This is a genomic window from uncultured Treponema sp. (assembly GCF_945873775.1).
Taxonomy (GTDB): domain Bacteria; phylum Spirochaetota; class Spirochaetia; order Treponematales; family Treponemataceae; genus Treponema_D.
This window is the reverse complement of the sequence record NZ_CAMCEC010000002.1, coordinates 138,731-158,055: the sequence shown is the minus strand read 5'-3', so window position 1 is coordinate 158,055 and position 19,325 is coordinate 138,731. Positions and strand designations below refer to the sequence as shown.

Annotated in this window: 16 protein-coding genes; 13 read left to right on the top strand and 3 right to left on the bottom strand. The window is 39.5% G+C overall.

Features of this window, described 5'->3' with window-relative positions; all coding sequences use genetic code 11:
• The first annotated feature begins 109 nt into the window (after positions 1-109).
• Positions 110-319: a hypothetical protein gene (locus tag Q0N70_RS02190; protein ID WP_294013186.1), complete on the top strand. Its 210-nt coding sequence runs from the start codon at positions 110-112 to the stop codon at positions 317-319.
• A 3-nt stretch (positions 320-322) separates the two neighbouring features.
• On the opposite strand, the gene Q0N70_RS02185 is transcribed toward Q0N70_RS02190, so the two are convergent.
• Positions 323-715, bottom strand: a complete 393-nt coding sequence (locus tag Q0N70_RS02185) for a thioesterase family protein (protein ID WP_294013183.1) — start codon at positions 713-715, stop codon at positions 323-325.
• Positions 716-731: 16 nt separating this feature from the next.
• Positions 732-2,264 (bottom strand): DUF5312 family protein, encoded by a 1,533-nt coding sequence (locus tag Q0N70_RS02180; RefSeq protein WP_294013180.1) that lies wholly within the window; start codon positions 2,262-2,264, stop codon positions 732-734.
• A gap of 85 nt (positions 2,265-2,349) precedes the next feature.
• On the opposite strand from Q0N70_RS02180, the gene Q0N70_RS02175 reads away from it, so the two are divergent.
• The gene (locus Q0N70_RS02175) at positions 2,350-4,569 is read left to right on the top strand and encodes a peptidase U32 family protein (protein ID WP_294013177.1); all 2,220 of its coding nucleotides are present in this window, start codon (positions 2,350-2,352) and stop codon (positions 4,567-4,569) included.
• A gap of 108 nt (positions 4,570-4,677) precedes the next feature.
• Here Q0N70_RS02175 and Q0N70_RS02170 read toward each other — a convergent pair whose 3' ends face one another.
• Positions 4,678-5,136, bottom strand: coding sequence for a single-stranded DNA-binding protein (locus Q0N70_RS02170; protein WP_294013173.1), 459 nt, complete (start codon positions 5,134-5,136; stop codon positions 4,678-4,680).
• A gap of 202 nt (positions 5,137-5,338) precedes the next feature.
• On the opposite strand from Q0N70_RS02170, the gene Q0N70_RS02165 reads away from it, so the two are divergent.
• The 11 genes from Q0N70_RS02165 (at position 5,339) to Q0N70_RS02115 (ending at position 19,300) form a co-directional block, all read left to right on the top strand.
• The gene (locus Q0N70_RS02165) at positions 5,339-7,273 is read left to right on the top strand and encodes a hypothetical protein (RefSeq protein ID WP_294013170.1); all 1,935 of its coding nucleotides are present in this window, start codon (positions 5,339-5,341) and stop codon (positions 7,271-7,273) included.
• A gap of 116 nt (positions 7,274-7,389) precedes the next feature.
• Positions 7,390-8,445, top strand: coding sequence for a magnesium transporter CorA family protein (locus Q0N70_RS02160; protein ID WP_294013167.1), 1,056 nt, complete (start codon positions 7,390-7,392; stop codon positions 8,443-8,445).
• Positions 8,442-9,416, top strand: a complete 975-nt coding sequence (locus Q0N70_RS02155) for a formylglycine-generating enzyme family protein (protein ID WP_294013164.1) — start codon at positions 8,442-8,444, stop codon at positions 9,414-9,416. Before Q0N70_RS02160 ends, Q0N70_RS02155 begins: the two co-directional genes overlap by 4 nt.
• Positions 9,413-9,868 carry a hypothetical protein gene (locus Q0N70_RS02150; RefSeq protein WP_294013161.1) on the top strand — a complete coding sequence of 152 codons (456 nt, stop codon included), beginning with the start codon at positions 9,413-9,415 and terminating at the stop codon, positions 9,866-9,868. The genes Q0N70_RS02155 and Q0N70_RS02150 overlap by 4 nt, the downstream gene beginning before the upstream one ends.
• Positions 9,869-9,936: 68 nt before the next feature.
• A complete protein-coding gene (locus tag Q0N70_RS02145; protein WP_013700560.1) occupies positions 9,937-11,358 on the top strand; it encodes a lyase family protein in 1,422 nt (473 codons plus the stop codon).
• Between the two features lie 9 nt (positions 11,359-11,367).
• Positions 11,368-12,495: a Gfo/Idh/MocA family oxidoreductase gene (locus Q0N70_RS02140; RefSeq protein WP_294013157.1), complete on the top strand. Its 1,128-nt coding sequence runs from the start codon at positions 11,368-11,370 to the stop codon at positions 12,493-12,495.
• A 341-nt stretch (positions 12,496-12,836) separates the two neighbouring features.
• Complete coding sequence (locus Q0N70_RS02135; protein ID WP_294013153.1) at positions 12,837-13,502, top strand: outer membrane lipoprotein carrier protein LolA; 666 nt, start codon at positions 12,837-12,839, stop codon at positions 13,500-13,502.
• A gap of 3 nt (positions 13,503-13,505) precedes the next feature.
• Positions 13,506-14,621, top strand: a complete 1,116-nt coding sequence (locus tag Q0N70_RS02130) for a helix-turn-helix domain-containing protein (protein ID WP_294013150.1) — start codon at positions 13,506-13,508, stop codon at positions 14,619-14,621.
• Positions 14,614-16,068, top strand: a complete 1,455-nt coding sequence (rimO, locus tag Q0N70_RS02125; protein WP_294013148.1) for a 30S ribosomal protein S12 methylthiotransferase RimO — start codon at positions 14,614-14,616, stop codon at positions 16,066-16,068. Before Q0N70_RS02130 ends, rimO begins: the two co-directional genes overlap by 8 nt.
• Positions 16,065-18,275: an ATP-dependent helicase gene (locus Q0N70_RS02120; RefSeq protein ID WP_294013145.1), complete on the top strand. Its 2,211-nt coding sequence runs from the start codon at positions 16,065-16,067 to the stop codon at positions 18,273-18,275. Before rimO ends, Q0N70_RS02120 begins: the two co-directional genes overlap by 4 nt.
• A complete protein-coding gene (locus Q0N70_RS02115; RefSeq protein WP_294013142.1) occupies positions 18,272-19,300 on the top strand; it encodes an FAD:protein FMN transferase in 1,029 nt (342 codons plus the stop codon). Before Q0N70_RS02120 ends, Q0N70_RS02115 begins: the two co-directional genes overlap by 4 nt.
• Positions 19,301-19,325 lie beyond the last annotated feature (25 nt).

Below are 19,325 nucleotides of genomic sequence, written 5' to 3'. Positions count from 1 at the left end.
ATCCTTATGTCGAAAATTTATAAGTTCAGGACTCTAAAAGAAAATGCCGGAATTTGAAAAAGAACAAAAAATCTGTAAATCTTCCTCTTCTTCCTTGGAGCATGGACTTATGAAAAAAGCTCTTGAAATGACAAAGCAAAACAATGCTTGCAGTTCGGGACTTCTTTCAAAAATTACAAAATCATCATTAAGGACAAAAAATATGACTAAGGCGATTGTTGAGCAGAACGGAATCTTTACAATAAAAGAAAATCTTGAAACTTCATCGGTAAAGCAAGATCCGGGCTTAAAGGCTTTAGTTGACTCTGTGTTAAAATAAATTTTACGGGCGAAGTCCGTCCACGATAAATTCTTTTGGCAGGCGGGCAGGCGCATTGTTTTTTACAGAAGCCCAAGTTACATCAGCTTCCGCGCAAATGTGTCCGTCTTCTTTTTTTATAGTCTGATGAAAAGTTCCGCTTACAGCTCCAAGTTTTACAGGAGTTGTTTCGATTATCAGCTTGTCATCAAGAAATGCTGAATTCTTGTAAAAAATATCAATGTGCGTTACGTAAAGATAATAGCCGGCTTCAACAATTCCTTTGTAGTTGAATCCAATCTGGTGCAGATAATCCATGCGCGCCGTTTCAAGATAGTTCAGGTAAACCGCATTGTTTACGTGGCTGTAGCTGTCGCATTCGTAAGAACGGACTGTAAGATTTGTTGTGTAAGTCATAGATGCTCCGTGCTTTTTAAGCGTCTTCGTTTACTTCAATATGGAAATTCTGCATAAGGGAAACGAAAGAAAAAATTTCTTTGTATACACCGATGCACATCTGCTTGAGTTTTCCTTCTGCAAAATGATCTATGTCTTTCCAGTTTCTTATTAAAGTTGGATGCGGTTTTATGCAGTCTTCGAGAACCATTTTAAGGTTTCTTCCATAAGTGATGAAAAGATTTACAGAGCCAAGAATGATTCTTGCGGCGGATGTGTTTACAAAATTCAGTGTTGAATGAATGATGTTTCTTGATTCCTTGTCGCGTTCTGTACGCGGAAGATGAGTTTTCATTTTTAAGCCAAGATCAACGCTGTCGTCAAGGCTGTTGTCCAAAGCTATGATTTTGTCTGCGTTTTCAACAAGCTGATGGAAAGCTTCGCTCATTGGAGTTGCCAGCTGCTGGCTCGCCCATTCACCGCGGACAAGAAGAATGTCAGAAAGTTCTTTTACGTCTTTTTTTACGTAGTCAAGAATAAATTTCTTTAAATACGAAAGCGGTTCGCAATATTCAAACTTTCCGATTTCCTTGCGTTCAAAAGGAGCGCTTCCTGCTTCTGTGTAAAATTTTAGTTTTTCTATCTGAGTTGTTCCAAAAATTTGGTTCAGCAGAACCTCTATTTTTCCTTCTGTCTGCTTTTCTTTTAGAGCAGTCAAAGTGTTTTCCGCCTGCTTTTTTACTTCCGTGATAAAATCGTCAACGATGTACAAATCTTTTGCCGCATAAACTTCGTTGTAAGACGGATCTTCGGAAATAAGCTGAATGAGCATTTCCACAATTTTGTTTTCTTTTAAATAGCGGATTCTTGCAAGGATTTTTTTCCAAACGCCCGGCGATACCGGATCCACGCCTTTTACTTTCTTTATCAGCTTAAAAACTTCATCCCAAGAAGAATCAAACGGAAGCGACCAGGCGACATCCATGAAATTTTTCAAGTCTTCAAGAACATAAGTTCCGCTTATTGGTATGAATCTCGGTGGATTAGAAAAGTTGTGTTCTTTAAGCGAACTGTCAAATTTTTTGAGCATAAAGAAATAATCGAACTGCACAAAATTTACAAAGCTCATGAGTTTTGTGTAAACGCCGTCAATGGCAGAAATTTTGTTGCTGTCGAATTCTGAGGAAAAGGCGTCCATATAAAGTTTTGTCTGCTCGAAAACTTCTTTTAGCGGCTTTTTCTTTGCAGCGTCTATAATTGCAAGCTCCGAGATGTTTCCCAGTGATTCCAGTTGTTTATCCGAAAGGGAATTGTCGATTACAATCCGCTTAAATGCTTTCGGATTTATAGATTGAATCATTGCCTGTGCCGGCGAAATTGCTTTATATATTTCATAGAAGAATTTTGCAAAACTTGGATCTATTTCATTAGAAGAAGTCTTGTAAAAATGATATTTAGTTTTAGAAAGATTTTTTGCAATGTTTTTTAAGGCGCGTTTTTTTGCGGCCTCTGGACTGTTTCCTCCAAAGAATGAATTGAGCAAGTCCTTAAAAAAGTTTCGATTCCCCATGCGGAAAATATACCTAAATAAACGAGCTTATTCAAGGCTGTTGACTTGCAATGACAAACTTAAAAAAAACTTGTATACTGAAAAAATGACAGAATTATTAGCTCCTGCGGGAAATATTGAAGCGCTTGATGCTGCTATAGGCGAAGGCGCGGATGCAGTTTACATGGGTTTGAAGAGTTTTAATGCAAGGCTTAGATCTTCAAATTTTGCCTGGAATCAGTTTGAAGCTGCTGTTCAAAGCGTGCATCGGCTTGGCAAAAAAATTTATGTGACTGTAAATACTGTTTGTGAAGAAAATGAAACAGAACGTCTTTATAGATTTCTTTCATATTTAAATAAAGTTGGGCCGGATGGAATAATTGTTCAGGATTTTGGTGTAATAAGAATGTGCCAGGAATTTTTTCCGGACTTGGAGCTTCATGCATCAACCCAGATGAATGTGGAAAGCGCGGCGGCTGCAAATCTTTTGTGCAAGCAGGGGGTAAAGCGTGTTGTTGTTGCCCGTGAGCTTGGTCTTGAGGAAATCCGAGCGATAAAATCAAAGACAAATGCCGAAATTGAAATGTTTGTTCACGGCGCGCTTTGTGTAAGTGAGTCAGGGCTTTGCCTTTTTTCAAGCTATCTTGGCGGAAAATCAGCTAACCGCGGAGTTTGCACTCAAGCTTGCCGCAGAATTTATTCAGCTGAAATTCCCGGAACTGTTGCGAACGGTTATTATTTTTCACCTTGCGACTTGGAGCTTATTTCCCATGTTCCAGAATTGATGGAAGCCGGAGTTGACAGCTTTAAAATTGAAGGCAGAATGAAAAGCGCAGAATATGTTGGAGCTGTTACTGCCGCCTACCGCTATGTAATGGATCATTGGCGAGAAGATAAAAAAGGCTCTATTGCGGAAGGAAAGCGAATTTTAAGCACAGATTTTGCGCGTTCAAAAACTGATTATTGGTACGGTTTTAAATCCGTGGAAGAAGGCGTTGATTCTGCTGGCTCAAAAATTTTGAATCCAAAACAGGCGGGCGGAACAGGAATTTACCTTGGAAAAATAAACCAGACAAGACCGGCTTCTGCTTCTGAAAAAGAACAATATGCATCTTCTTTGGAAAAAAAGCAAGAATTTTCTATTCAAATGGCGACAATTTCTGGCGGCGACTACAGTCCTGATCCTGGAGACAGCATCCGGCTTCATAAAAAAGATGACACTGGCCGGGAAAGCCACAAAATCCGTGTTCTTTCCGAGGACGCAAAAGGCTCAAGGTGGATTGATATTCCTTCTGGATTTTCCAATGGAGACAGCGTTTACCTTTTGCAGACAAAATCTATGTCTAAGCGTTACAAAAGAGTTCTTCCGTCTGACCTTTCAAAGTTTAGAAAACAGCCTGGCCCGGAACGTTTGCCGATTTTGGATCTTACACCGCTTGCAAAAAATGAGCTTAGCTGGTTTCCGGAAGGACTTTACATTCAGGTTTCGACTGTGGCGGACGCGCATATTGTTTCTTCGCTTCATCCGGTGCGGCTTATACTTGAACTTAATTCTGAAACAGCTTATGACATTTTGAACAAAGATTCGCCTGCAAAACCATTGCTTCCGTACAGCAAAAAAATGCTTGTGATTTCGCTTGATCCGTTCTTTGCTGAAGGAAAATCCGAGGAATTTGAAAATGTTATTTCCGTGCTTGTGGAAAAAGGATATTCAACTTTTATTGTAAACAACATTGCGTACATAAATATCCTGAAAAAATACAAAGTGAATTTGATTGCCGGACCTTACCTTTACACATTTAACCGCTGGGCTGTAAGTTTCCTTGAAAACAGCAATATTATGGCGTTGCAGTCTCCTGCGGAAAATTCGGAAAAAAATATTGAAGCCATTTTTGAAAATTCTGCGGAACGTTCCCGTGTTCTTCTTAGCGTTTTCTCTTATCCGGTTTTGTTCCGAATGAGATTCAAGCTTCCGGGCGATTATGACTTTACTTATTTCAGCGACAAAGAAGGCATGGGATTTAAAGTGAATTCGACGCCGGACGGTTCGTTTGTAATGCCGGAATATCCGTTCAGTCTTTTGGATAAAATGGAAACTTTGAAAAGCAAAGGCTGGACACATCAGCTTATAGATTTTTCAAAGACAAAGATTTTAAAGAGCGACATAAGAAATCTCGTTTCTATTATCCAGAAGCATGAATTTATAGAAGGAGCTTCCCGCTTTAACTGGAAAAATGGATTTTATAATCCTGAAAAAATGGAAGCTTATCAGGCAGCTCAAGCTAGAAATGCCCAAGCTGCAAAAGACAATAAAAAGCGAAAATAGTTTTTGAAAAAAATGCCATTCCCGTTTCACAGTACTTTGTCATTCCCCGACTTGATCGGGGAATCTGCGATTTGTACATGGATTATCGGGTCAAGCCCGATAATGACATTAAAATTCCAAATCTTCTTCTGGAGGCTCGCAAAATTCATCAGGCGCGGCTTCAAGAGATTCTTCTTTTGTTTTTTTACCAGATGATTTTTTAGGAGCGGGAAGAGCTTTTCCTTCTTCAGTTTTTTTGGGAATCGGCTTAAAGTCAACGTGCTCAGCGATTATTTCTATTATGCTGCGTTTTTTGCCGTCTTCAGTTTGCATTGTTGTCTGCTTGAGCCTTCCAACTACGCGGATTCCTCTTCCTTTTGGACACCATTTTTCGCAAAGTTCAGCAGTCTGCCCGAAAGTTGCAACGTCAAAGTACGAAACTTCATCAACGTAGTTTCCGTCGCTGGCTTTGTACTTTCTGTTTACAGCGATTGGAATCCGACAGAATGAGGCTCCGTTTTTGCAGTTTTTTCTTTCTGGCTGACGGACGACATTTCCTTCCAGAATAATTTGATTCAAGGCGTTCATAAAATCCTCCATAAAATAAAATAATTTTTCCGAAGCTTTTTGCTTTCGTGATTTCAGTTAAATTTATTTCCGATTTTTTACAAAAAATGCCTTGTCTTTAAAAATAAAATTCAAAATTTCAGAAATTTCCTTTAAATAAAAACACCTGCTACATTTGCGTTATTTGTTTACTATTGTTGTTTTTCTTTATATAATATGCGGCATGGCTACGACCTCGAATATTTTGACACTTTTAAAATTCAATTGTTCCAAGCAGAAAACAGATATGCTTGAATACGGACAGTTCGCAGACTATGTTCACAGATATGCCCAGCATCATATTGAAGAAAATTCAGCGCTTGAAAGCTACTGCACCAGCGATTATAAAGTTGCGCTTGAGGCTGAAATAAATAGTCTTGTGGCTGACCGTCAGGTTGTAATCAGTTCTATAAGAAATAAAGACTACATTTTTGTTGTTCCGTATTTTATTGAAAAATACAACGATTTATTTAATCAGATTGATGCGAATATTTCGATTCCATTTCCAAGCATAAATGATATGCCGAAAATTGTTCCGATTGATGTTGTTACAAAAAAGCAGGCTGATGAAATTATTTACGGACGCTTGGACAAGGAAGAGCTTAACGACAGAACCCTTTACTGCATTGTTTTTTCAAAGACAGTTCCTTCGCTGATTTTTCCGTCTTCTTTCCCGATTGCAAATCTTATAAACCTTGCGCTGAAAAAGATTCAGGAGCTCATGCACAAGGAAGAGTCGCATGATTATTTTTTGAAAAAGCTTTCAATTTCAAATCCTGGAAAAGAACTTTCTATAAAAACATTTTTCAATCAGTTCTGCGCGAATCCGTCAACTGTTCTTGATATTTTAAAGAACACAGGCGACAACTTTTATTACTGGAGCCAGCTCTGTTATTTTATAAAGCAGGATTATACCAAACTCAAGGATTTTGCGCCGGAAGACATTACGATTTTGCAGTCAGTTGCTATAATTGAAATTGCGACTTCTTATTACAAATCTAAGGCTGCGGAAAAATTGCAGGCACAGGCGGCGTTTGAACAGCTGGATATTCTTATGAAAAATCCTCCATATTATTACAATCTGAATGACATCAGAAAAATGAAGGATAAAACTGGAATTCCGCTTTTGGGCCAGTACAAAGAAGAGCAGTTGATGAACCATTTAAAGGCGAAAACTCAGGAATCAATTGGAAATCAGATGCCGGAGCTTTTGATTTTTAAAGTGAATGACGGAAACGGATATTATATTTTCAAGGAGCGCGTCATTCCGCTTATAATCAGGCTTGCAAACGATGTGCGCATTTTGGTGCGAGAAGCTCTTATAAAAAGCTGGTACAATAATCTTAGGGAATATGAGCTTTTGCCGGAAATGAAAGAAAACGCGGCCTTTGAAAGATGTCTTGAACGCGAAGTTTCTTCTATTGAACCTGTGCTTTCGGCTCTTTTGAACGCTTCGTTTTTGCCGGTTGTCGCTTTTGAAGACCAGACTCCGGGGCATATAACTTTGTTCAGAAACGATTCCCTTATTTCTTACAGCGAGCTTCTTATGCTTAGCAGGCAGGAACTTCTTGCGGACGCAAAGCTGAAACTGCCTTTCTGGTACGCAATGCCGATTGTTTCATTTATAATGAAGCTTTTGTTTAAAAAGCCTAAGCCAAAAACAAGAAAAGACGCTTCCGCAGCTTTAAAAATCCAAAATGAACTTAAAGAAAAAGAAAGCGAAATTCTGAAACGCCGCGATGAAGATGACAGCATAGATCCAAAAAACACAAGGCGCAGGGAATTAAGAAAACTTGCCGTTGAAATTGAAAAGGAATTTGTTCCAGAAAGCAGCACTTTGGACCGCGAGCTAAAAGGCTATATGCACGAATGGAACGACAGAATTGGAAAGCAGAATTACGAAAATCTTGGCGAAGATGTAAATTCATTAATCCGCGATTATTTTAGAAAAGTTCTGCGCACTTTAAAGGCAGACACTTTCAATGCGGAACGAATCCAGCGGCTTGCAGAATCTTTGGTGGACACTCCGAGCATGATGAAAATAAAAAATCATCCGGCTTTAAAAAGATACGTTGAGCTTTACATCATAAAGATTGTAAAAAATTTGCCTTCAAACTAAAATAGAGTCGGTTATGGATAGCGGCAGTTGTTATCAACGTGGATTAGAAAAAATTACGGCAGTTTCAGTTTTGCTTGCATAGAATTTTGGAAGCTGCCTTTTAGCGGGGATTTGCTATGATTACATATTGGCAGCAGGAAAACGGAAAACTTGTAAGCAAGGAAAAAGAAGAGCTTGTCCCGGAAATGAACACTTGGGTTGACGCAAGATCTGTTACAAGAGACGACATCCGCGAGCTTGAAGAAACTTACGGAATCGACTCTGAAAATATGCTTGATATTCTTGACCCGGACGAACTTTCCCGAATTGAGCGGAATGACGATACTGGATATACTTTTACAATTATAAAGCTTCCTGTTTTTTCTCCGGGGGACGATGTAAGTTATTTTACGGCTCCGTTGGGAATTATTACATTCGATAAATTTTTTATAACAATCTGCTGGACTGACTGCGAGGTTTTAAAGGATTTTGCCGCAAACAGAATCAAAGAACTTTCGCTTAACGATTTTCCAGCTTTTACAATTCGGTTTATGTCCCGCGCTGACCTTACATTTTTGCGCTACTTGAAGGAACTTAACCGACGCGCCACAACAATTCAAAACGAAATGCTCCGCTCTGTTCAGAACCATGAATTGATTCAGCTTTTGAACATTCAAAAATCGCTCGTGTTTTTCACAACATCTTTAAAAAGCAACCAGATGCTTTTGGAAAAACTCCGCAAGACAAAAATTATCAAGCTGGACGAAGAAGATCAGGACTGGATTGACGACGTTGAAATTGATAACAAGCAGGCTTTGGACATGGCTGGAACTTACACGAATATTATGGCAGGAATGAACGATGCCTTTGCTTCTGTTTTGTCCAACAACTTGAATATCGTTATGAAAACAATGACAGCATGGAATCTTGTGCTTATGCTTCCTACTTTGGTAACAAGCTATTTTGGAATAAATGTTCCGCTTCCTTGGGCAAATTCAAAATGGGTTGGAGCAGTTGCGATTGCGGGGCTTTGCGTTTTTACTTCTGTGTTTGGATATTTTATGTTTATGAAACGCCGGATTACTCCGTCTGTTGAAGCAAGAAAAAGAGTTTCATTTAAAGCTCGGCGCGCGGAACGAAAGCAAAGACGCTACATAAAAAAGCAGGAAAAAATAGCGGAGAAAAGAAAATGAAATTTACAAAAATTTTTGCATTGATTTTTTTTGCGGCGGCACAGATTTTTGCGCAGGAATCTTCCGATGATTTTTTTAATGATATTGATTTTGTTGAATTCGGCTCTTCAAGAAAAAAAACTGAATATGTGATTGGAGAAAATTCCCAGTCAGTAACTGCAAAAAGAAGAGTTTTTCCGTTCAAGCTTAACCGTTACGAAACAACTTACAATCTTTGGTATAAAGTCCGTTTGTGGGCGGAAGAAAATGGATACGTTTTTGCGAATCCGGGACAGGAAGGTTCTTCTGGCTCAAGAGGAAAAGCTCCAACACAAATGAATTGCTATGAACCAGTTACAAATATAAACTGGTACGATGCCGTTGTCTGGTGCAATGCGTTCAGTGAAATGGACGGAAAAGTTCCCTGCTATTTTTATAACGGACAGATTTTAAAAGACGCCACGGACACAGCTTCATGCGACTTGGCGGAATGCAACTGGAAAAATAATGGCTACAGGCTTCCGACAGAAACTGAATGGGAATATGCGGCAAGAAAAACTCCGGGTGGACTTCAGTCTGGAGCTTTGGCTAGCGGTCAGATTGATTCAAATGGAAAAGATGATTCTTCAGTTCCAGTTGAAGAAGTTGCCTGGTATTTTGAAAATTCAAATGGAACAAAACGAGTTGGAACAGCCGGAACTCCATTTTCCACAAGCGCGCCTCCAAGTCCTTCCAGCGGAAATCCAAACGGAGCCGGAATTTTTGACATGAGCGGAAACGTAATCGAATTCTGCTGGGACTGGGAAGCTCCTTATGAAGCCGGTGATTTATCCAAAAGATATTCAGGTCCAAAATATGGCGCTGAACGTGTTATGCGCGGCGGAAGCTGGAATGAATACACGCTTTTTGTTTCTGCAGGAGACCGTTATTCTTATGACCCGAATGAAGCCTACAACTTTTTTGGATTCAGAATTGCAGCCAGCGTAAAATGAATTTTCAGAATTACAAAGAGCTTTTGATTTCTTCACTTTCGCAAACTTACAAAATTGATTCTTTTTATCTTGGCGAAGAATACGACATTGCAGGAACGTTTTCTAAAAATGATGACGGCTTTGAGCAAAAAGAAGCGTGCTTGGTTTCCTTTTGCAATGATGAAAATTTTGTTTTGTCCGAACTTCAAAGATTGCCTGAAATAACTCTTTCTGGCGCGGATGGTTTTTCAAGAAACAGGCGTTCTGTTGTTTTGCGCGTGTTTGTAATGCAGGACGTTTCGTTTGAACTTGTAAAAAAAATTAGGTCGTTCAATTTCAGCAGGGCAAAAAAAGGCCAGTTTTGGAGCTATGCGGAAAGTCAGGTTGTCCTTGTGGATTTTAAAAACCGATGCACATATTCAAATTTGGCCGGAGAAGAAAAAAGAAAATTGTTTAAATTTACGGAAAGTTAATTCGCAAAAAGTCTGCGCGCCAAATCCGCAATTGAAAATTATTCCAAGATAAACTACAATATTTTTTCATGGAAACACGTAATATTTTTGAAAACATTTCTTGTATCGACCACAGATATTCATTGTCAGAGGCCGAAGTTTTTAACGGTCTTTCTAAGTATATTTCAGAAGAAGCTTCAATCCGTTCATGCGCAAAATGCGAGGCTGCCCTTGTAAAAAGCCATTTGAAATTGCGCGGAAAACTCACGGATGAAATTGCGCAGAGTCTTGATAAAGTCGCTTCGAAAATTGATCCTGCCGAAGTTTATGCGGAAGAGGAAAAAACAAAGCATAATATCCGCGCGCTTGTAAACGTCATGAAGACAAAAGTTTCGGCGGAAATCGGACCTTTGGTTCACCTTGGAGCAACCAGCGTTGACATTCTTGATACAGCTCTTTCGTGCAGAATGAGAGATGTTACAAAAAATGTTGTTCTTCCTGAACTTAAAAAACTTGAAAAGCATCTTTGTGCTATTGCAGACCGCGATTCAGAAGTTCCGCAGGTTGGACGCACTCATGGACAGCACGCAGTTCCTATTACTTTTGGCTGGAGCATTGCAGAATTCGTAAGCCGTTTGGGAAAATCGATTTTGCGCATAGAAGAGCTTTCGAATCAGCTCGTAGGAAAACTTGCAGGACCTGTCGGCTCTTACAACGGACCTTCAATGATTGTAAAAGACCCGGAAGAACTTGAGCGCGTCTATGTTGAATTTCTTGGACTTTCTGCCAGCGAATATTCAAATCAGCTTGTTGAACCGGAATATCTTTTGCGCCTTCTCTTGGAAATGAATGTTGCGTTTGGAATTATTGCGAATCTTGCAGACGACCTTCGCAATCTTCAGCGTTCAGAAATCGGAGAGGTTTTTGAATATTTTGCTTCTACGCAAGTTGGCTCTAGCACAATGCCGCAGAAAAGAAATCCGTGGAACAGCGAGCACGTAAAATCCCTTTGGAAGGCAATGTGTCCGCGTGTGATTACATTTTATATGGATCAGATTTCTGAGCATCAGCGCGACCTTACAAATTCGGCAAGCCAGAGATTTATGGCGGATTACGTTGCAGGTTTTACAATGGCAGTTGCAAGAATGAACAGCGTTGTTTCTGGACTTCAGGCTGATAAAGAAACAATGGCGCGCAATCTTGAAAATGCCGGCGGAAAAGTAAAAGGCGGAGTTCTTGCCGAGCCTGCTTACATTTTGCTTGGCGAAGCTGGAATCAATGACGGCCACGAAGTTATCCGCAAAATTACTTTGGAAGCTGAAAAATCTGGAAAAACATTCTTTGAAGTTCTAAAAACCCACAAAGAAGCGTTTGAAAAAATAACTGCCCAGCTTGAAAAACTCGGCGTGGAAAATCCAGAAAACTTCTTTGAGCATCCTGCGAACTATTGCGGACTTGCTGCAAAAAAATCCCGCAGGCTTGCAAAGAAATACGAAAAGCTGATGGACTGATTTTAGCTTATGCAAAAATACACGGCGGCTTTGGTTGGCTTGGGCAGAATCGGTTACAGTCTTGGACTTGACAAAAACCGCGAGCAGCCCGCCAGCCACACAATGGCACTTTTGAATAATCCTCGGATAAATCTGATTGCCGGTTGCGACACTGATTCCATTGCGCTTTCAAAATGGCAGGACGCAAATAAAAAAGCCGTTGGATATTCGGACAGCGCAAACCTTTATGCGCGATGCCGCCCGGACATTGTTACAGTCGCCGTGAATGAAAATGCCCATTTAAAAGAAGCTGTTGAAGCAATCCACGCAAAACCGAAACTTGTGATTTTGGAAAAGCCTGTTGCGCTCAATCTTTTGGAAGCGGAAAAAATTCAGCAAGAGGCGGAAAAATTTCAAGTGCCAGTTCTTGTAAACCATGAGCGGCGTTTTGCGGAAGATTTCAAGTTGGCAAAGAGCTATATGAAAAAAATCGGGGAGATTCAAAGCATTCGTGCGGAGCTTTGCTCAAGTCTTTGCGTTTATAATCCGGCGGAAGAAAAAACTGGTGCCTACAGTCTTATTCACGATGGAACACATTTGGTTGACGCAGTTCTGTTTTTCCTTGAGGACGATTTGCCTTCAACGCTGAAAAAAATATCCTTGGAAAATCCTTCTGAAAAAAAAGGCGGACTTCTTAGCCGTGCTTCGGATTTAAACACTTGCGAAAAAAAAATCAAAACTGTAAATTCGCTTCTTAGATTTCCTATTGTAACTGGCGTTTTCCGTGATGAAGAAAAAAACATCCGGCAGTTCAGCGCGCATTATTCAACTTCAAAATGTCCAGATGTTACAATTGGAATTAGCGGACGCTCTCGTTTCTTTGGATTTGAAATTTCCATTACGGGAACAGAAGGCAGAATCTGCATTGGAAACGGATATTTAAAATTGTATCACCGGGAAAAATCTTCTCTCTACAGCGGATTCTATTCACTTTTAAATGACCGTTCCGAAAGCCTGCCAAAAAAAACTTTTTACTTTTCAAATATGATTCAAAACGCGGTTGACTTTTTAGATGGAAAAGCAAACTTGCGCTCGACACTTCAGACTGGAATAAACGCGCTTTCAGTTCTTGAAGAAATAAAAGAAATAATCAAATAAAATTCCCCAAACTTTTTTCTGAATAAAAATCACTTTTGATATTTTTCGCAGTTTAAATATGCCTGTCAGGGCAAACGCATTATAAATAATTTAAGTAAAGTTTGCGCGAAGGAACGGTTCCTGGGGCAAAAACACTCTGATTGTTGCGACCGCGTGAGCGGGCAATTCTATAGTCACTTTGCAACAGTCAGCGTGTAGCGCATTATTGCGCGATTTTGAACCACGAAACCGTGCCTGGGAGCCAGTTTTATGCTGAATACATTTATAATACGTTTGCCCTGATATGCCTGTTGACGATAAAAGATTATTTTTCTACAATATATCAGTTTGGAGTACTTTAAATGAAAAAGTTTTTGTGTGCCGCAGTTTTTGTGTGCGTTTTTTGCACGGCGGTTTTTTCACAGGAAATTACAACGGCGAGCGATTTCTTTAAATCTGTCAGCGACCGTTATGCGGAAATAAAAGACTATGAAGCCGACATCGACATAACAATCGGCAAAAGTGAAATGAAAGGAAAAGTCAGCTTTAAGCGTCCGGAAATGCTTAGGATAGATTTTTCAGATCCGGCGGAACAGGTTGTTGTCTTTAACGGTGATGACCTTACAATTTATTTGCCAAGCCCGACTTCCGCAATCCTTGAGCAGAACGTTACCGCTTCTGGTCCAAATGCGGCTACATCCCAGGGACTTTCTCTTTTGCGCCGTTATTACACAGTTGCCTACGAATCTGGGCAAAGCGCGGTTCCTTTGGATGAAAACAGCGATGAAATGGTTGTGAATCTTTTGCTTTCAAGAAGATCCGCGGCAGAAGCGTTCCGCACAATAAAACTTTCAGTAGATCCTTTGACAAAATTAATCCGCCGTGTTGCTGCGGTTTCTTCTCAGGATGTGGATTACATTTTTGATTTTCATAATTACAACTTGAATGTGAATATAAGCGATCAGCGTTTTATTTATGATCCGCCGTCATCTGCAAACAACTACAACAACTTTCTTCTTTCGGAGTAATAAATGGAAAGCTACGGAGAAATTTTGCGCAATGCCCGTGAAGAAAAAAAAGTTTCCATGGAAGCAATTGAACGTGCAACTGCGATTACAAAAAATTATATAGATTCACTGGAAAATGAGCGTGTTGAAGATTTTCCGGGAGAATCTTATTTTATAGGATTTCTTTCAAATTATTGTGAATTTCTTGGGCTGGACAAAGATGAGATTTTGCGGCTTTATCATGCAAAAAAAATTCAGGAATCTCCAGTTCCAGTTGAACTTTTAAAAAATCAGAAGCCGGTTTTTCTTGTTCCTGTAATTGTTGCTTCGGTCATTTTGGTTTTGGCGGCGGTTGGAATTTATGTTTATTTCAGCGTGTTGAAAATTCCGCAGAAAAAAGAACTCAAGGCAAGAGAGCAAGTTGAAAAAGAAAAAATCCATCAGTATCAGTTTACTGGCAAGCCTGAAACAAAGCGTCTTTACAAAGGCGACCAGATTCTTGTTCCCGCAAAACAGGGCAAGGGAAATGTTGTCTTGACAGTTGGCGGAACTTTGGGAAATCTTTCAATTCTTACGCCTTCTGGAAATCAGATTGTGGAGCTTAGCGAGGAACGCGATATAGACATTGACGGCGACGGATTTGCGGATTTGATTATTTATTTGAGCGATGTTTCAAATGACAATGAGGCTAACGGCGCGGAAGTTAGAATTCTTGAAAAATCTATTGAAAATTCTTTTGTCGCGCTTTCAGATGGAAAATCCGGAACAGAACTTTCAGAAATTCCTGCGGCTTCAGCTGTAAAAAATAATGCAAACAGAACGGTAATCCATGAAGACACGCGCGCTTATCCGTTTACAATAAATGTTACATTCCGCGGTTCTTGCCTTTTCAGATACAAAAGCGACCGTCAGGATTATGTTGAAGGCTATTACAAAAGCGGCGAGCTTGTTACGATTACTTCAAACAACGGAACTCGGCTTTGGATGAGCAACATTAACGCTTTGAAAATTCATGTTATCGCAGGACTTTCTTCTTATGACCTTGAAGTTGGACGTGCAGGCGAAGTTCAGGCGGAAGACATAAAATGGGTTCGCGACAGTGACGGAAAATATCGTTTAGTGGTGCTTGAACTTGACTAGTAAAAAATTTTTTCTTGACCAGCATGGCTGCGCAAAAAATCAGGTTGATGGCGAGCTTATAATGAACCGGCTTTCGAGCCTTGGATTTGAGCAAGTTTTTGAACCTGAAAAAGCCGACCTAATTATTGTAAATTCCTGCGGATTTATTGAGAGCGCAAAAAAGGAAAGTTTGGATTCCCTTATGGAAGCGCGCTCTGCATTTCCGAATGCGAAAATTCTTTTGGCGGGCTGTCTTGCCGAACGTTATGCGGATGTCTTTAAAAATGATTTGCCTGAAGCAGACGGAATTGTTGGAAACGGAAATTTAGAGCTGATTGATTCCGCTGTAAAAGATTTGTTTGAAGAAAAGCGTCCGGTTTTAAAAGCTGAACAAAAAGGAGTTTGCTGCGGCGAGCGGAATTCACTTTTATCTTTTAAAGGAAGCGCGTTTGTAAAAATCACAGAAGGCTGCGACAACAGATGTTCGTTCTGTGCAATTCCTGTTATACGCGGAAAACTTCGTTCAAGAAATTCAAATGAAATTGTTGCGGAAATAAAATCGCTTTTGACCCGTGGAATTTTTGAAATCAATTTGATTGGCCAGGATTTGGCGGCTTATGGCTGCGGAGAAGAAGACAAAGAATTTTCTTCTGAAAAAAACTGGCACGAAATAATTTACAAGAATTTAAAAGTTCCTGTTTGCGCAGAAGAAAATTTTTATGAGAAAAACGGCGAGTCTCCTTTGTGTAGCTTGATAAAAAAAATTTCTGCGCTTGAAGGAAAATTTTGGATTCGGCTTTTGTACATTCACCCTGATCATTTTAACAAAGATATTCTTGAAGTTATGAAAAAAGATTCAAGATTTCTTCCTTATTTTGACATTCCTTTTCAGTCTGGAGATGACAAGATAATCCGCGCCATGAACCGAAAGGGCAGCTTTGAAAATTATACTTCGCTCATAAAAACAATCCGCTCTTATTTTCCTGAAAGCTGCATACGCACAACTTTTCTTACAGGTTTTCCTGGGGAAACAGACGAAAATGCTTTGCGCACAGAAGAATTTTTAAAGTCAATAAAAAGCGACTGGTCCGGCTGTTTCCCTTACAGCAGAGAAGAAGATACTGCCGCCGATAAAATGAAATCGCAGGTTTCTTCAAAAAAAGCAAAGGCGAGAGCTTTCCGGCTGGAAGAAATTCAGCATGAAATAACTTCTGAAAGTTTAAAAATGCGTTGCGGAAAAATTTACGATGTTCTCATTGAAGAAATAATCGAAAATAAAGACGGCTCTGATGAAGGTCTTGCAATCGGACGTGCTTGGTTTGATGCGCCGGAAGTTGACGGAGCTTTTGTTGTGCGCTATGACCTTGATAATGAAAACGCTGTGAAAAAAATAATTCCGGGAGCTGTTGTAAAGGCAAAGGCTCTTGCCGCATCCGATGTCGATGTTGACGGAGAATTTCTTGAATGAATGCGGAAGATTATCTTTCAGTTTTAAATAAAGAGCAGCGGGAAGCAGTTGAGCATGAGGGAAGTCCGCTTTTAATTTTGGCTGGTGCAGGCTCTGGAAAAACCCGCGTAATCACAACGAAAATTGCGTATATGATTTCGGAGCTTGGAATAAATCCGGCTTCGATTCTTGCTGTTACATTTACAAAAAAAGCCGCGGAAGAAATGAAAGAGCGTGCAATAAATCTTGAACCACGCGCGCAAAAATCCCATATAAGAACATTTCACTCATTTGGTGCTTGGTTTCTTCGGCTCTGTGCGGAAGATTCTGGAATTGGAATTCAAAATAATTTTACAGTTTATGATGATGATAATGTGTGCTCTCTAATTTCAAAAGCAGTTCCTTCGCTTACAAAAAAAGATGCGTCGCATTATGCAAAAAAAATTGCGCTGGCAAAAGATTATTGTCTTCTTCCCGGAGATTTGGAATTGAGCCGGATTTGCGACGAGCCGATTTTTCCTGAGGTCTATGAAAAATATCAGCAACGTCTTAGAAAAACCGGAAATGTGGATTTCGGCGATTTGATTTTGCTTCCGTATTTGATTTTAAAAGAAAACGATTTGATTAGAAAAAGTTTTCATGCGCGTTATAAAGTTATTTTGGTTGATGAATATCAGGATTCAAACGTTGCGCAGTTTAAGCTTTTGAAGGAACTTTCCGGCGTAAATGAAAATTCTGGAACTTATGTTTGCGTTGTTGGTGATGATGACCAAAGTATTTATAAATTCCGCGGAGCTGAAATTCAAAACATATTGAATTTTAAAGATGAATTTCCGGGAACAAAAATTATCCGTCTTGAAACAAATTACCGTTCTACTTCTGAAATTTTAAATTGCGCAGGAAATGTTGTAAGAAATAATTCCGGCCGTCTTGGAAAAGAACTTGTGTCTGCGCGCGGAAAAGGAAAAAAGCCGGCATTGGTTTTTCTTCCGTCGCAAGATGACGAAACTGAATTTTGCTACAGTCTTATTGAGCAGGCTTACGAGCATGGAATTCCTTACAGCGATTGGGCAATTCTTTACAGAACAAATGCGCAGTCGCTTGGTTTTGAAACAGAATTTCTGCATAAAAAAATTCCTTATGAAGTTGTAGGCTCTTTGAAATTTTATGAGCGTGAAGAAATAAAAGATATTATTTCGTGGCTTTCATTTATTGTGAATCAGCGGGATGAAATTTCTTTTAGGCGGATTGTAAACAAACCTGTGCGCGGAATTGGAAATACAACGCAAGATAAAATAATCGAAGCTTCCGATGGAAATTCAATTTTAAATGGCGCGGAATCTTTAAAGCTTTCAAAAAAGGCAAAAGAAGGATTTGATTTTTTTAAGTCGCTTGTTGAAAAATTTTCCGCCGAGCTGCCAGATGTTCCTGTAACTTCAGAAGCGGCATTGCTTGCAGGTCAGGCGATAAATGAAAACAATGTTGTTTCAACGGATGAAAAAAAACTTTCAGAGTTTGTTGAAAAAGTTGTAAAAGAAAGCGGACTTGAAGAATTCCACAAGGACCAAGATGAAGAAATTGGCACGCAGAAAATTGAAAATCTTCAGGAGCTTGTGAATAGCGCAGTTTTGTATCCGTGCACAAAGCAAGGTCTTTTGGACTTTTTGGATCACATAAATCTTGACCGCACTTTAAAAACTGAATCCGAAGAAGAAAAGCAAGAAGACAAAGTTACTTTGATTACGCTGCATAATACAAAGGGACTTGAGTTTAAGCGTGTAATAATAACTGGAATGGAATCTGGAATTTTTCCGCGCGAAGGAAAAACAGAATCGGAGCTTGAAGAAGAGCGCAGGCTTTTTTATGTTGGAATTACACGCGCAAAAGATGAGCTTTATTTTACTTCATGCGGAGTACGTAGGCTTTTTGGAAGAACCAATTTTATGATTCCAAGTCCGTTTCTTGCTGAGCTAGGAAATGAAGTCCGCATACTTGGACAAAAGCCAGAGTCATTTTCCGCCGGCCGAACAGAAAAAAGTCCGCTTGAAAAAAAATACTGCATGGGAGCTTGCGTTTTTCATGATGATTATGGGCACGGACAAATTATAAGAACCAGCTACAGCGATGAAGGCGAGTATGTTGTTACGGTAAGTTTTGAAACTGGAGGAATTAAAAAGTTTCTTCCAAAGTATCAAAAAAATTCTTTGCTTGTTGAAAACGATTTATGAAATTTATTTTTCATATTTGCCTTGCTTTTGTTTTTTTATTTTTTTCATGCTCTGGAAAAATTGAGCCAAGAACGCAAACTGCAATGGACACACTTTGCACAGTCAACGCTTTTGAAGACGGAACAAAAAAACTTTATGATGAAATTTTTGAACGTCTTGCGCAGATTGAAAAAGAATTCAGCGCGACTTTGCCAGACTCTGAAATTTCACAGATAAATTCAATGGCGGGAATTTCCGCAGTGCAGACAAATGAGGAAGTTTTAAATGTTATGGACTTTGCATTGAAAACCGCCTGGATTTCTGACGGCGCATTTACTCCGGCTGCAGGTCCGCTCGTTGACTTGTGGGGCATAAACACAGATCACCAGAGAATTCCTTCGCAAGCTGAAATAAACAAAGCTCTTGAACTTGTTGATTTTGGCTGTGTGGGACTTTCCAGAGATTCAGTTTTTTTGCGGAAAGCAGGAATGAAAGTAAATCTTGGCGGAATTGTAAAAGGCTTTGCCGCTGATGAAGTCTGTAAGATTTTAAAAAAACACAACGTTAAAAAAGCTGTTGTGGACTTAGGCGGAAACATTTACGTTTATGGAAAAAAATCTGATGGCAGCAAATGGACTGTTGGAATAAAAAATCCAGATTCTCCTTCATCTGCTCCCCTTCTGCGTCTTTGCATAAATGAAAATTCAGTTGTTACAAGCGGAAGCTACGAACGTTTTTTTGAAGCGGACGGAAAAAAATATCATCACATTTTTAATCCTGCGACTGGATTTCCTGCGGATTCTGGAATTGTTTCCGCAACTGTAATTTCACCTTCGAGCATTGCGGCGGACGCGCTTTCAACTGCGACTTTTGTTCTTGGCGTGGAAAAATCTTTTAAGCTCCTTGATAAATTCAAAAAAGAATTCGGAACAGATATTTCATTTGTTTTTATCTGTAAATATGGTTCAGTTTTTGCTTCCGAGAATTTAAAAGGTTCTTTGGAATTTGTTCAGGACGATTCAAGAAAAATAATTTTTGTTCCTTAAGACTTGCAATCTGAATTTAAATACT